11 protein-coding genes are annotated in these 12,477 nt (G+C 66.0%); 3 read left to right on the top strand and 8 right to left on the bottom strand.

Annotated features, from left to right (window positions below; translation table 11 throughout):
* The 8 genes from BHQ40_RS13520 to BHQ40_RS13485 form a co-directional block, all read right to left on the bottom strand.
* On the bottom strand, positions 1-408 hold a 408-nt coding region (locus BHQ40_RS13520; RefSeq protein ID WP_216094887.1), incomplete at its 3' end, for a hypothetical protein.
* Positions 409-410: 2 nt separating this feature from the next.
* Positions 411-836: a flagellar FliJ family protein gene (locus BHQ40_RS13515; RefSeq protein ID WP_070156391.1), complete on the bottom strand. Its 426-nt coding sequence runs from the start codon at positions 834-836 to the stop codon at positions 411-413.
* Positions 833-2,164, bottom strand: coding sequence for a FliI/YscN family ATPase (locus BHQ40_RS13510; protein WP_070156390.1), 1,332 nt, complete (start codon positions 2,162-2,164; stop codon positions 833-835). Before BHQ40_RS13510 ends, BHQ40_RS13515 begins: the two co-directional genes overlap by 4 nt.
* Positions 2,161-2,802: a FliH/SctL family protein gene (locus tag BHQ40_RS13505; RefSeq protein ID WP_070156389.1), complete on the bottom strand. Its 642-nt coding sequence runs from the start codon at positions 2,800-2,802 to the stop codon at positions 2,161-2,163. The genes BHQ40_RS13510 and BHQ40_RS13505 overlap by 4 nt, the downstream gene beginning before the upstream one ends.
* Positions 2,795-3,814 carry a flagellar motor switch protein FliG gene (gene fliG, locus BHQ40_RS13500; RefSeq protein ID WP_070156388.1) on the bottom strand — a complete coding sequence of 340 codons (1,020 nt, stop codon included), beginning with the start codon at positions 3,812-3,814 and terminating at the stop codon, positions 2,795-2,797. The genes BHQ40_RS13505 and fliG overlap by 8 nt, the downstream gene beginning before the upstream one ends.
* Positions 3,807-5,543, bottom strand: coding sequence for a flagellar basal-body MS-ring/collar protein FliF (gene fliF, locus BHQ40_RS13495; protein ID WP_070156387.1), 1,737 nt, complete (start codon positions 5,541-5,543; stop codon positions 3,807-3,809). Before fliF ends, fliG begins: the two co-directional genes overlap by 8 nt.
* A 3-nt stretch (positions 5,544-5,546) precedes the next feature.
* Positions 5,547-5,906 carry a flagellar hook-basal body complex protein FliE gene (fliE, locus tag BHQ40_RS13490; RefSeq protein WP_070156386.1) on the bottom strand — a complete coding sequence of 120 codons (360 nt, stop codon included), beginning with the start codon at positions 5,904-5,906 and terminating at the stop codon, positions 5,547-5,549.
* 12 nt (positions 5,907-5,918) lie between these two features.
* On the bottom strand, positions 5,919-7,178 hold the full coding sequence (locus BHQ40_RS13485; RefSeq protein ID WP_070156385.1) for a sigma-54 interaction domain-containing protein: 1,260 nt from the start codon (positions 7,176-7,178) through the stop codon (positions 5,919-5,921).
* 364 nt (positions 7,179-7,542) lie between these two features.
* Between BHQ40_RS13485 and BHQ40_RS13480 the strand changes: the two genes are divergently transcribed.
* The 3 genes from BHQ40_RS13480 (at position 7,543) to mdoH (ending at position 12,255) form a co-directional block, all read left to right on the top strand.
* Entirely contained in the window at positions 7,543-8,382 is an 840-nt protein-coding gene (locus BHQ40_RS13480) for a flagellin N-terminal helical domain-containing protein (RefSeq protein ID WP_070156384.1), read from the top strand.
* 363 nt (positions 8,383-8,745) lie between these two features.
* Positions 8,746-10,242 carry an OpgD/OpgG family glucan biosynthesis protein gene (locus BHQ40_RS13475; RefSeq protein ID WP_070156383.1) on the top strand — a complete coding sequence of 499 codons (1,497 nt, stop codon included), beginning with the start codon at positions 8,746-8,748 and terminating at the stop codon, positions 10,240-10,242.
* A gap of 93 nt (positions 10,243-10,335) precedes the next feature.
* Positions 10,336-12,255, top strand: a complete 1,920-nt coding sequence (gene mdoH / locus BHQ40_RS13470) for a glucans biosynthesis glucosyltransferase MdoH (RefSeq protein ID WP_070156382.1) — start codon at positions 10,336-10,338, stop codon at positions 12,253-12,255.
* The last annotated feature ends 222 nt before the right edge of the window (positions 12,256-12,477 follow it).

Below are 12,477 nucleotides of genomic sequence, written 5' to 3'. Positions count from 1 at the left end.
CATGCTTTCGGACTGGCTTTCATTGCCCTCCGCCGGGTCGTGATCGACCACCGGCAGCGCCTTGCCGCCGGCCGGTTCGGCACCCGCCGATACCGTCGCATTCCGTATCGCTTTTGCCCCCGCAGCGGGCAGGGCAATCTGTTGCGCCAGCACCGCAGCGGTCTGATGCGGCAGGGGCAGCGCCCCGGCAGCGGCGGCGTCCTGCGCTGGGTCGGCCGCGCCATCGCCGATGACCGGCAAAGCAACGGGCGCGCCCGGCATGGCCGCAACGGCGGCTCCGGGGGCTGGCGTCTCCATCAGCGCGGCGAAGTCCGCGCCCCCTGCGGCCTGACCGGCGGCCTCGGTCTGCGCTGCATCCTTCGCCGTTTTCGGCGTCAGCAATGCCATCAGGTTCGTCAGGACGTTCATGCTCATCCCTCTTCTCTCATCTGTGTGCGGCGGTAGCGAGGCAGCGCCTGCAGGCGCATCTCAAACTGTTCATCCAGGGCCGCACGGGCGCGGTCCTTCAATTTCTGGGCGATCTCGCGCTCGCGGTTCGCCTCGATGCGCTTGCCCTGCCGGTCCTCGACCTTGCGGTTCGCGTCATAGAGCGCCCCGTCGAGCTGCCTGCCCGCCTGTTCCAGCCGTCCGGCCAGCTCACGATAGGCGGCGAAGGACGCGCCGGTCGCCAGATTCTCGCTCTGGAACAGGTCGGCGCGCACCCGGCTGAGCCGCGCGGCATTGTTGGCGATGGCGTTCGCCTCATCCTGCGCGCGCACGGTCTCGGCAACGGCCATGGCGTGCTGCACATGTCGGACCCGCACGACGCGGTGGCGACGATCCAGCAGCCCCTTCATGCGCCGAACTCGGAAACGAGGGCGGCGATGGAGGTGTTGAGGTCAACCCGCCCGCGCTGGTCCTGCCGTAGAAATTCCAGCAGGTCCTGACGGCGGCTGACGGCCTCGTCGATGACCGGATCATTGCCGGGGCGGTATGCGCCCATCAGGATCAGGTCCTTATTCTCCTCATAGGCGGCCCAGAGGCGGCGATAGGCGGCGGCCGTCGCCAGATGCTCGTCATCCACCACATCGGCCATCACGCGCGAGAGCGACTTGCCGATGTCGATGGCGGGGAAGATCGCCTGTTCGGACAAATGCCGCGACAGCACGAAATGCCCGTCAACAATCGCGCGCGCCGCATCGACGATGGGATCGTCCGTGTCGTCGCCATCGGCCAGCACCGTGTAGAGCGCCGTGATCGACCCGCCCGACCGGCTGTCCACGCCCGCGCGCTCGACCAGCTTGGGGATCAGCGCCAGGGCGGAGGGCGGATAGCCCTTCATCGCCGGCGGTTCGCCCAGCGCCAGGCCGATCTCGCGCTGCGCATGCGCGCAACGGGTCAGGCTGTCGATCAGCAGCAGGACCTTCTTGCCCTGCGCCCGGAAATATTCGGCTATCGCCGTCGCCCGCGCGGCGGCGCGCAGGCGCAGCACCGGGGGGTGATCGGCGGGAACGGCGACGACGACCGACTTGGCCATCATCCCGCCCGAAAGCTTGGTCTCAAGGAAGTCGCTGACTTCCCGCCCGCGTTCGCCAATCAGACCCGCGACGACGATGTCGGCTTCGGCGCCAGCGATCATCTGGCCCATCAGCACCGACTTGCCGACGCCGGACCCGGCGATAATGGCGATGCGCTGGCCGCATCCGGCGGTCAGCAGCGCGTTGACGGCGCGCACGCCGAGATCGAATGGCTCGGTCACCCGGCCACGGTCAAGCACGTTACCGCGCACGCCGTTCAGCGGCCAGATGCCGCCTGCGATCACTGGCCCCTTGCGGTCCAGCGGCTGGCCCATCGCATCGATGACCCGGCCGATCAGCCCTTCGCCGACCTGCACCATGTTGGCGGCGCTGTCCGGCTCGACGCGCGCGCCCTTTTCCAGCGGCGCATCGGTATCGAGCGGCACCAGCAGCGTGCGATTGCCGCGAAAGCCCACCACCTCGGCCCGCGCCAGCGTGCCGTCGGCCGCGATCACTTTCGCGCCCGCGCCGATCGGCCGGGTGAAGCCGGTGACTTCCATCATGCCCGCATCATGGCTGACCAGGCGGCCGACATGGCGCGGCGTGTTGTTCTGGATGCCGATATGATCGAACAGATTCTCGGCCTGGGTCAGGGCGGCGCGGATCACAGCTTGCCCTCCATATCGTCCAGCATGGCTTTCAGGCGGGAAAGGCGCACGTCCGGGCCATCCTCGATCCAGCCGTCGACCGTATCCAGCCGCACGCAGCCCCGCCGCATCTGCGGATCGGGCACCACCGGCACGGCTATGTCGGCATTCTGCAGGAAGGGCACGTCGACCGGGTTCACATGCAGCGCATTTTTCGCGTCATTCTCGTCGATGAAGGCGGCAACCGCCTCGCAGCGCTGGCGCAACAGATCCTCGTCTATCGCCACCTGCCCGACAATCTGTTCGACCAGCCGGACGACCGTGGCGGACAGCATCGTCGCCAGCGTACCGCTCTGCGCCGGGGCAAGCTGCTCCAGCGCGTCGGCCAGGCGCATCTGCGCCTCGCGGTCGTCGGCTGCGGCTTCGGCGGCGATGCGGCTGCCTTCCTCGAAACCCATGGCGAAGCCGTCGGCATGCGCCTGATCGACCGGATCGACGGCGTTGGCCGCATCCTGATTGGCGGGCTGGCGGACGGACATGGCCTGCCCGTCGGCGAACAGCGCGCGGAAGCTGCCCCGGTTGCCCGCGGCGGCATAGCCGCTGATCCCGACCTGCTGGATATCCTGTCCCGCGCTGTTGGCGGCCCAGAGGTTAGACAAAATCGTTCCCCTTGCCGCCCAGCATCAGCGTACCGGCGTCGGCCATGCGGCGCGCGGTGGCGACGATCGCCTTCTGCGCCTCGATGACCTCGGCCAGGCGGATCGGCCCGCGCTCCTCCATCTCGTCGGCGATCGACTGTGCCGCACGGCTGGACATGGCGTTGAAGATCTTGCCCTTGAGCAGTTCGTTCGCGCCCTTCAGCGCGACGACCAGTACTTCGTTGTCCACGCCGCGCATCAGCGCGCCCATATTCTTGTCGTCCATGTCGATCAGGTTGTCGAAGACGAACATCTCCTCCTCGATCGACTGCGCGATATTCTTGTCCCGCTTGGCCAGCGCCTTGATGATGCGCTGCTCATTCTCCTTGCGGACATTGTTCATGATCGCCGCCGCTTCGGTCGTGCCGCCGCGCTGCGACTGCGTGCCCTGCGACTTGACCGCGCCGCCGCGCGAGAGGAGGACCTCCAGCTCGTCCAGCGCTTCGCTGCCAACCGGGCCGAGCGTCGCGATGCGATACACCACTTCTTCCTGATGCTCCGCAGGCAGAAGCTGCAGCACATCGGCGGCGACCGGCGCCTCCAGATGGGCCAGGACCAGCGCCATCACCTGCGGATGCTCGCAATCGATCAGCGCCGCGATCTCCTTCGCCTCCATCCATTTCAGCATTTCCAGCTTGGTGGACTGGGTCGGCGGGGTGATCCGCGCCAGCATATTGTCGGCCCGCTCCGGGCCAAGCGCCTTGTGCATTGCGCCCCGGATATGCTGGGTCGCGCCATAGCCGATGGTGGTGCGGCGCTTCGCCTTGGTCACGAAGCGGTCGAGGGCCTGGTTGACCTCCTCCACCTCGACATCGGCGACATCATACATGGCGTAGCCGAGCTGGCGCACTTCTTCCGGTTCCAGCCGCGCGAGTATCTGCGCGGCCTCATCCTCGTCGAACAGCATCAGGAGGACGGCGGCCGCGGCGCTACCTTGCAGCGGATTGCCGTCCTGGACCGGACCCTCAAGCATCCTGCTTCTTCCCTTCTTTCAGGAGGTCACGGACGACCAGGGCGGCCCGGTCGGGGTCCTGCTTGACGAAATTCTTGATCAGGCTGGCGCGCGAGGCATAGTCCGGCGTCGCCGAGATCATGTCGAGCGTCACCGGGCGGGCCGGATCGGCCTGCGCCGCGCGGGTCAGTTCAGTGGCGATTTCCCGGCCGATCTTCTGCCCCTGCACGGCGGTATCGGCGGCGGATGCTTCCTTGGCGGCGGCGCGGCGCTTCAGCAGCGGGCGGCCGATGCCGAGCAGCAGGACCAGCACCACGGCCAGCGCGGACAGGTTGCGGACCAGCATGGATACCCAGCTCGCCTCATACCAGGGCGTCGTTACGTCAGCGACCTTGGCAAAGCCGCGCGAGGACAGGGCCACCGTGTCGCCACGGCTCTGGTCGAAGCCGACCGCGCCCTTCACCAGCGCTTCGAGAGCGGCGATTTCCTGCGCCGAGCGCGGCTTGCCGGCGGCGTCGGTGTCCAGCGCCACGGCAACCGACAGGCGCTTGACGGTGCCCACCGCATCCTTGGTGACTGAAACCTCGCGGCCCAGATCATAATTGCGGCTATAGCTTTCCTCGGTCTTGTTCGCCGGACCCGTGGCCTCCGTACCGGCGGCTGCCGTGGTGGCAGGCGTCGCGCCGGGCGCGGCGGCCGGATTGGGATTGTTGGCCTGCGCGATCGGCGGCGGCGGGGCCTGATTGGACAGCGCGCCCGGAATGCCTCCGGCTTCGCCGCCCGCCGCCTTGGGATCGGCGGACCAGCTTCCCTGTTCGCTGCGCAGACGGGATTCGTCCTGCGGATAGGTTTCGCGGGTCGCCTGACGCTCGGCGAAGTTCATGTCCGCATGCACTTCGGTCGAAAATTTATCAGCGCCAAGGATCGGCGTCAGCAGCGCAACGACGGCGCGGCGATAGCGGTCCTCGACCTGCGCCTGCACCGCGATCTGGCGGTCGGAGGCGGCGTCGCTATTATTGTTCGACAGCAGATTGCCATTCTGGTCGACGACCGAAATCTGGTCGGGCGACAGTTCCGGCACGGATGACGCGACCAGATGCACGATGGCCTGCACCTGCGCATCGGACAGGCTGCGGCCGTTGGCCAGGCGCAGCATGACGGAGGCGGAGGGCTTGGTGCGGTCACGCAGGAAGATGCTGGGCGCTTCAACGGCCAGATGGACGCGGGCGCTCTCGACCGAGTCAATCGCCTCGATCGTGCGGGCCAGGTCCATTTCGCGGGCCGAACGCAGCTTTTCGCCTTCGACGGCGCGGCTTGCACCCATCGGCAGGCTGTCGATCATGCTGTTGCCGTCCGGCGCGCTCTTGGGCAGGCCCTGGCTGGCGAGCATCATCTTCGCCTTGAAATAATCGTCCTCCGACACGGTGATCGCGCCGGAATTGCCGAAATTATAGGCGATGGCGTTCTTGTCTAGCACTTCGGCCACGGCCGCCTGATCGCCATCGGGCAGACCGCGGAACAGGTCGCGCTGCGGCGGCTCGCGCAGCGCCATCCAGGCGAGGCCGGCCGCGGCGACAACGCCGAGCAGGCCGAGCATCGGCAGGCTGCGGGTGATCGCGGGCTGGCGGAAGAAGCCGCTGATGCGGTCCCTTACGCCGTCAATCCCGCCCCGGCCGGAGCCGAGCGCGGGGAGACCGCCGGAGACGGCTGCGCCGCCGCTATTGTCGAGGGTGAGGTTATTGTCGCTCATCGATTATACCGGCATGCTCATGATGTCCTTGTAGGCGGACAGGAGTTTGTTTCTGACCTGAAGGGTCGCTTCGAACCCGATCGAGGCCTGCTGCTTGGCCAGCATCACCGAGGCGATGTCTGTGGTTTCGCCACGCTCGAAGGCGGTGGCGGCTTCATTGGCGTTCGCCTGAAGGCCGTTGACCTGCGTCAGCGCGGATTTGAGGGCGGAGGTGAAGTCGCCCGCCTTCGTGCCGCCCGCCGCGCCGCCGACATCGGCTGCGCCGGGCGCGCCGGTCGAGGCGACGTCGCGCAGGGCCGCATTCTTCTGCAGGATGGCGTTGCGGATCGCCATCACGCTGTCAGTGCTGGATATGCTCGTCATGACCTAGACCCCTCAGGCGGCGGCAAGTTCGCGCATTTCGGCGAGCCGATAGCGCAGGGTGCGTTCCGAAATTCCCAGTTTCCGCGCGGCCATCGCCTTGTGGCCGTCGGTTTCGCGCAGGGCGTGGCGGATGGCGTCGATCTTCGACATGCGGGCGACGTCCGCCAGGCGGACCGGCGCGCTGTCATTGCTTGCCGGGGCCATGGTGGTGGTCACGGGGCCAGTGATGTTCAGATCGCCGGTGTCGATGCGGGCGCCCTCGCGCAGCACCATCGCGCGCTGCAGCACATTGCCCAGCTCCCGGGCATTGCCCGGCCAGCTATGCGCGGTCAGGCGGTCCATCGCCTCGGCCGTCGGCCAGGGGAAGGCGTCCTGCGTACCCATCTGCGCGAAATGGCGCAGCAGCAGATTGGCGGAGATGGCGGCGATGTCGCGGCGGCGCTCGGCCAGCGGGCGAAGCTCCAGCGGCATCACATTGAGACGCCAGTAAAGGTCGCTGCGGAACCGGCCCATTTCGCACTCGGCGGCCAGGTCGCGGTTGCAGGCGGCAATGACGCGGACATTGACCGGCACCGGATGGGTCGCGCCGACCGGAAGGATTTCGCCCTCCTGCAGCGCGCGGAGCAGTTTGGCCTGCAGGGCCAGCGGCAGCTCGGCGATCTCGTCCAGGAACAGCGTGCCGCCATCGGCAGCGAGAAACAAACCGTCCGAAGCAGCGGCCGCGCCGGTGAAGCTGCCCTTGCGGTGGCCGAACAGCATCGCTTCCATCATCGTTTCGGGAAGCGCCGCGCAGTTGACGGCGATGAAATCCTTCTCGGCGCGGTTGCTCTGCGCGTGCAAGAAGCGAGCCATGCCCTCCTTGCCGGTGCCGGTGTCGCCCTGGATCAGCGCGGTGGCGTCGCTCTTGGCGATCCGGGTGGCCAGGCGCATCAGCTTCGCGCTGGCTTCGTCGCCAACGGCGGGCATGCCGGCCGGGCGGACCAGTTCAGTGACCAGCGCCATGCCCAGGCCCGCATCGTCGATGCCGAAGGCGATCCGCGCGGGAAAGCCGTTGGCCGCCGCATGAAAGCTCGGCGCACCGTCGCGATAGTCGATCAATATGTCGCGATGCGTGGCATGCGCGATCTCGGTCATCAGCAGGATACGGATGTCGCCCTTCTCGCGAGGCGAAGCGGCATCAACCGTTCCAACCTCGATCAGAGCGTTTTCGAGCCAGAGCTTCAGGCTCGGCACGAGCCTGCAGACGCCCAGGCTCATGTCCAGCATTGACATGAACGGTCCCCGCTATGTTGCGAAGTCCGGTACCCCCGTACTTTCCTTCGCGCCTTTCGATGGGGTTAATCTGCCCTGAAACGATTATCATGTGGTTAACGCGCGGAAAGGATTGCCGCCGGACCGGCAATTAATTTCCGCATGCGGCAAAGCGCTGCCCCGATCCGCTGTTCAGGAAAATCGGGCTTTTTTCCCGGCAACGCAGTTAACGAAAGAATCCCGCGCGCGTACGCGCACGTGAGAGACAAAAAAATTCGCGGCCGATTTAAAGATCGTTTCGCCCCGCCGTTATCTCCATTCGAGGCCGCAGTGACGCTGACTTAAAGCGGGCGACCTGAAGTTTTAAGCGGGAAAGGAACACCCCATGACTGTTATCGGAACCAACGTCGCTGCCCTTCGCTCTGCAAACGCATCGCAGTCCGCAAATCGCAGCCTGTCTACCTCGATCGAACGCCTGTCGACCGGCAAGCGCATCAACAGCGCCAAGGACGACGCCGCCGGCCTCGCCATCTCCACCAAGATGACCGCCGAAATCCGTGGCATGGCCGCCGCGACCCGCAACGCCAACGACGGCATCTCGCTGGCGCAGGTTGCTGAAGGCGCTCTGGGCGAAGTCACCAACATTGTGCAGCGTGTCCGCGAACTGGCCGTTCAGGCTTCGAACGGCACCGTCAGCGACAGCGACCGTGACGGCATCCAGGCGGAAGTTTCGCAGCTCCTGGGTCAGATCAGCGACATCGCTGGCCGCACGACCTTCAACGGCATCTCGCTGATGAGCGGTTCGGCCACTCTGACCAGCGGCGCCACCGGCCTGTCGCTGAACATCCAGACCGGCACGAAGGCTTCTGAGACGGTTGCGGTCGAAATCAGCGCGGTCAGCCTGACCTCGCTGGGCCTGAACGCCATCGACCTCTCCACCCAGGCAGGCGCTTCTTCGTCGCTGGCCGCACTCAGCACGGCGCTTGATACGGTTTCCCAGGGTCGTGCGACCCTCGGCGGTATCCAGAGCCGCCTGGAAACGACCGTCAGCACGCTGACGACCACGATGACCAACCTGACGGAAGCCCGCTCGCGGATTGAAGACGCCGACTTCTCGGCCGAGACGACCGCCCTCGCCAAGCAGCAGATCCTGGCCCAGGCCTCGACCGCGATGCTGGCGCAGGCCAACCAGTCTCAGCAGAACGTCCTCAGCCTGATCCGCTAAGGCACAAGAACATGAGCGGCTGAGGTATTGGTCCACCATCAGCCGCCCATGAGACCCCCGGCACATTAACAGTCCCCACCGTGCCGGGGGTCCTCCTTTCGATTAACGGGCCAGACAGAAGCCCCCGTCCCCCCGGACGGGGGCTTCAACTGTTTTTGGGCAAAGATGTGCTCTTGCCCCGCAATTAGGCGTGCTCCTGCGAAAGCAGGAGTCCAGTTCAGACGGCGGGGCTCCTGCTTTCGCAGGAGCACGCAGCCTTTCAAGCTAGCCAGGACAAGCTCGGCCCGAACGGAATAGCTGTACGACTGCCGCACCAGTCCCCACAGCACTTGAAAATAGCGCAGGCGGGTCCATCATGGATGGATGACCGATCTTACCCGGCGCGACATGATCGCGCTCTCCAGCGCCGCGATGCTTATGCCCGGCCAGCTTCACGCTCAGGACGATGCGGTCGCCACCGCTTTCTCCTGGAAAACCCTGGTCGCGCAGGCGCAGGCCCTCTCGCGCAAACCCTATGCGCAAACCCCGCATAACGCCGCCGCCGCGAAGATCGGCTATGACGCCTTGCACAAGGCGCAGTTCCGGCCCGAACGCACGCTCTGGAACGATCAGGCCGACGCCACCGGCGTCCGCTTCTTCCCGCTGAGCAACACGGCGGGTCAGCCCGTCGCGATCAACATCGTCGAGAATGGGCGGGCGACGCCGCTGCGCTACGACCCCACCATGTTCGACATGACGCCGGACAACCCGGTCGCGCAGCTTGGCCCCGACGCCGGGTTTGCCGGCTTCCGCTTCATGAACGCGGCGCGCGACGCGGACTGGCTGGTGTTCATGGGGGCCAGCTATTTCCGGGCGGCGGGCGCGGAGAAACAATATGGCCTGTCCGCCCGCGCCATCGCCATCGACACCAGCAGCAAGGAGGAGTTTCCGCGCTTCACCACCTTCTGGCTGGAGCGCACCGGCACGGATGCAGTCACTGTCTACGCCCTGCTCGACGGCGAGAGCGTCACCGGGGCCTTTCGCTTCGGCAATGGCATCGACGAGGAGGGGGTGCACCAGAATATAGAGGCGGCGATCTTCACCCGCCGTCCTATCGCCGAACTCGGCCTGATGCCGATGACCAGCATGTTCTGGTACGATCAGGCGCACCGGAAACTGGCGACCGACTGGCGGCCGGAAATCCACGATTCCGACGGCCTGCTCGTCCGGTCCGCGACGGGGACATCGCATTTCCGCGCCCTCGCCAATCCGAAGGCGCCGCACACCAGCGATTTTCCGGAGAAAAGCCCCAGGGGCTTCGGCCTGCTCCAGCGCGACCGCAATTTCGACCATTATCAGGATGACGGCGTTTTCTATCACCGCCGCCCGTCGCTCTGGGTGACGCCGACCAAGGCGCTGGGCGCGGGCAAGGTGCGGCTGTACGAATTTCCGACCGACAGCGAATATACCGACAATGTCGCCGCCTACTGGACGCCCGCGAAACCTGTCGGCGGCGGCCAGCGGATCGATCTGGCCTATCGTCTCGACTGGCAGTCCGTCGAACCTGCCGCACAGTCTGCCGGAAAGGTGGAGAATGTCCTGCGCGGCTTCAGCGATGTCGGGGGCGCGCAGCCCAACGCCATGCGCCTGGTCGTTGATTTCGGTGGACTTTCCGCAAAAACCGGCCTTTCCGTAACGGCAGAGCTGAAGGGCGGCACCCTGTTGAAGAAAGCTGCCTACCCCATATTGGGCCGCCCCGGATCGTGGCGGGCGGTGCTCGACGTCAATCCCGCGGGGGTCGATCCGGTGGACGTTCAGCTTTCGCTCATGCAGGGCGGGGCAATGGTTACTGAATTATTCCACTATCCGCTTCTTCCCTGATGGCTTTTGCGCCAGGGAACCTGAACAAGCGGTAGCGGTTTTGATTCCGCCCTTGTCGGGCGGGGTTACTGCAAGGGAAAGGCATTCACTGGCATGTGGCAAGGCGAATCGAGCACCGCGCGACCGTTTATCGGCCCACGGCGGCCCAGCGATCTTCCCCAGGCGTTTGAGAGCCTGCCCCCCGAACAGACCATCGCAATGCCGGAGCAGAATTTCCGCGAAGCGCCGGACATGGCCATCCCGCCGCGCCCGGTGCGCGGGGGCGATGTCGACGCCGCCGCCAAGCGCGTGCTGGTCATGGCGCTCGCCCTGCTTCCGGCTCTGCTCGCTGCGCATGAGATGAAGCGCACGATCGGCCTCGACGGTTTTTCCGTTCTGGAAATCGTCTATCTCGCTCTGTTCGTGCCCCTGTTCGCCTGGATCGCCTTTGGCTGCGCGACCAGCGTGATCGGCTTCTTCCTGATGGCGTTTGACGGCGGCAAGCGGGTTCAGCCCTATCGCCCCGCCCGCCCGCGCACGCTGGAGGGCCGCACCGCTGTCCTGCTGCCTGTCTGTAACGAGGATTTCCTCGCCGTTCTCGGCCGCCTCTCCATCATGGAGCGCTCGCTGGGCAAGGTGATGGGCGGCGACCGCTTCGACTTTTTCGTGCTCAGCGATTCCAATGCGGAAAATGGCCTGATCGAAGAACAGGCCTATCGCCAAATGCAGCCTTCCTTCGCGCGCAACGTCTATTATCGCCGCCGCGCCGTGAACACCGGCCGCAAGCCCGGCAATATCGCCGAATGGGTCCAGCGTTTCGGCGGCGGTTATGACTATATGCTGGTGCTGGACGCGGACAGCGTCATGGGCGGCCAGACGATGGTGCGCCTGGCCGTCGACATGGAATGCCACCCGCGCCTCGGCCTGATCCAGACCGTTCCCTCGGTCGTCGGCGCATCCACGCTATTTTCGCGCTGGCAGCAGTTCGCCAATCGCCTCTACGGCCCGATGGGCGCCGCCGGCATGATCTGGTGGGCGCGGTCGGAGGGCACCTTCTGGGGCCATAACGCCATCATCCGCGTGAAGGCGTTCGCCGATAGCTGCGGCCTCCCCACACTGCGCGGCCCCGCGCCGTTCGGCGGCCACATCATGAGCCATGACATGGTCGAGGCCGCGCTGCTGCGCCGCCGCGGCTGGGCCGTGCATATGGTGATGGCGGACGACAGCTTTGAGGAATTTCCGCCTTCCCTGCCCGATCTCGCCACCCGCGACCGCCGCTGGTGCCAGGGCAATATTCAGCATGTGCCGCTGCTGATGCGCGTTGCGGGTCTGCACCCGGTCAACCGCTTCCAGCTTCTGGTCGGCGCGTCCGCCTATCTCACCTCGCCCATGTGGCTGGCGCTGATCCTGGTCGTCCTCGTCGGCGAATGGCAGGGGACGTGGCAGGCGGGCACGGTGCTGCCGTCCGGCGCGCTGCTCGGTCTCACCGCCGCGCTGCTGTTCGGCCCCAAATTCCTGGCGCTCGGCTGGGCGCTCGCCAATCGCACGCGCCGCGCATCCTTCGGCGGCGCGGGCGCGCTGATCAAGGGCGTGCTGATGGAATGCATCCTGTCGATCATGATGGCGCCGGTCGCCATGCTGACGCAGACGATCAACCTCATCAGCATCATGTTCGGTCAGAAGGCCGCATGGAACGGCCAGACCCGCGACCGCGACGGCATGTCGATGATCCAGGCGCTGTGGGTATTCAAATATCATATCGCGCTGGGCGTCGGCCTGACGGTGCTGGCGCTGCAGGGCGGCGTGTCGATGTTCTGGCTGATGCCGGTGATCGCCGGCCTGCTGCTCGCCCCCGCCTTCGCCGCGATCACGGCGCGCAAGGACCTTGGCCGCTACGCCGCCTCGCGCGGCCTGTTCATCGTGCCCGAACCCTGGTGGAAAACCGCCAAGCCGAAGCTCAAGGACAAGCTGGGCGCGGCAGGCCGCAGCCTGCAGCCGGAACCAAGGATCGCCCTGGCTGCCAACGACTGCTGAGTTAGTCCTTTTCCTCTCTTTTCCAGCGAGGGGGGCTTTCGTGGCTAACGCGAGTGCTTGCCAGCTCTACTCGCCAGCGTCATGCGGCCGTAGACCCAAATATCCCGGATAAAATGTGAGGGTCAGCGCGCCTTGCGTCCCAAATCGGGACCAGCCCATCTTTTATATGCCACAATGGAACTGACCGTTATCCGGCTCGTCTAACCGTTTGGAAGGTAGGCA

Origin of the sequence: Sphingobium phenoxybenzoativorans (assembly GCF_001757355.1) — a bacterium.
Classification (GTDB): Bacteria; Pseudomonadota; Alphaproteobacteria; order Sphingomonadales; family Sphingomonadaceae; genus Sphingobium; species Sphingobium phenoxybenzoativorans.
The sequence above is the reverse complement of the archived record's forward strand: the minus strand, read 5'-3'. Positions and strand labels throughout refer to the sequence as shown.

Bases quoted from the DNA above. Each gene is read 5' to 3' on its own strand.
- fliF (WP_070156387.1), bottom strand. From the start codon at position 5,543: ATGAGCGACAATAACCTCACCCTCGACAATAGCGGCGGCGCAGCCGTC.
- BHQ40_RS13480 (WP_070156384.1), top strand. From the start codon at position 7,543: ATGACTGTTATCGGAACCAACGTCGCTGCCCTTCGCTCTGCAAACGCA.
- BHQ40_RS13475 (WP_070156383.1), top strand. From the start codon at position 8,746: ATGACCGATCTTACCCGGCGCGACATGATCGCGCTCTCCAGCGCCGCG.
- mdoH (WP_070156382.1), top strand. From the start codon at position 10,336: ATGTGGCAAGGCGAATCGAGCACCGCGCGACCGTTTATCGGCCCACGG.
- fliG (WP_070156388.1), bottom strand. From the start codon at position 3,814: ATGCTTGAGGGTCCGGTCCAGGACGGCAATCCGCTGCAAGGTAGCGCC.
- BHQ40_RS13515 (WP_070156391.1), bottom strand. From the start codon at position 836: ATGAAGGGGCTGCTGGATCGTCGCCACCGCGTCGTGCGGGTCCGACAT.
- BHQ40_RS13485 (WP_070156385.1), bottom strand. From the start codon at position 7,178: ATGTCAATGCTGGACATGAGCCTGGGCGTCTGCAGGCTCGTGCCGAGC.
- fliE (WP_070156386.1), bottom strand. From the start codon at position 5,906: ATGACGAGCATATCCAGCACTGACAGCGTGATGGCGATCCGCAACGCC.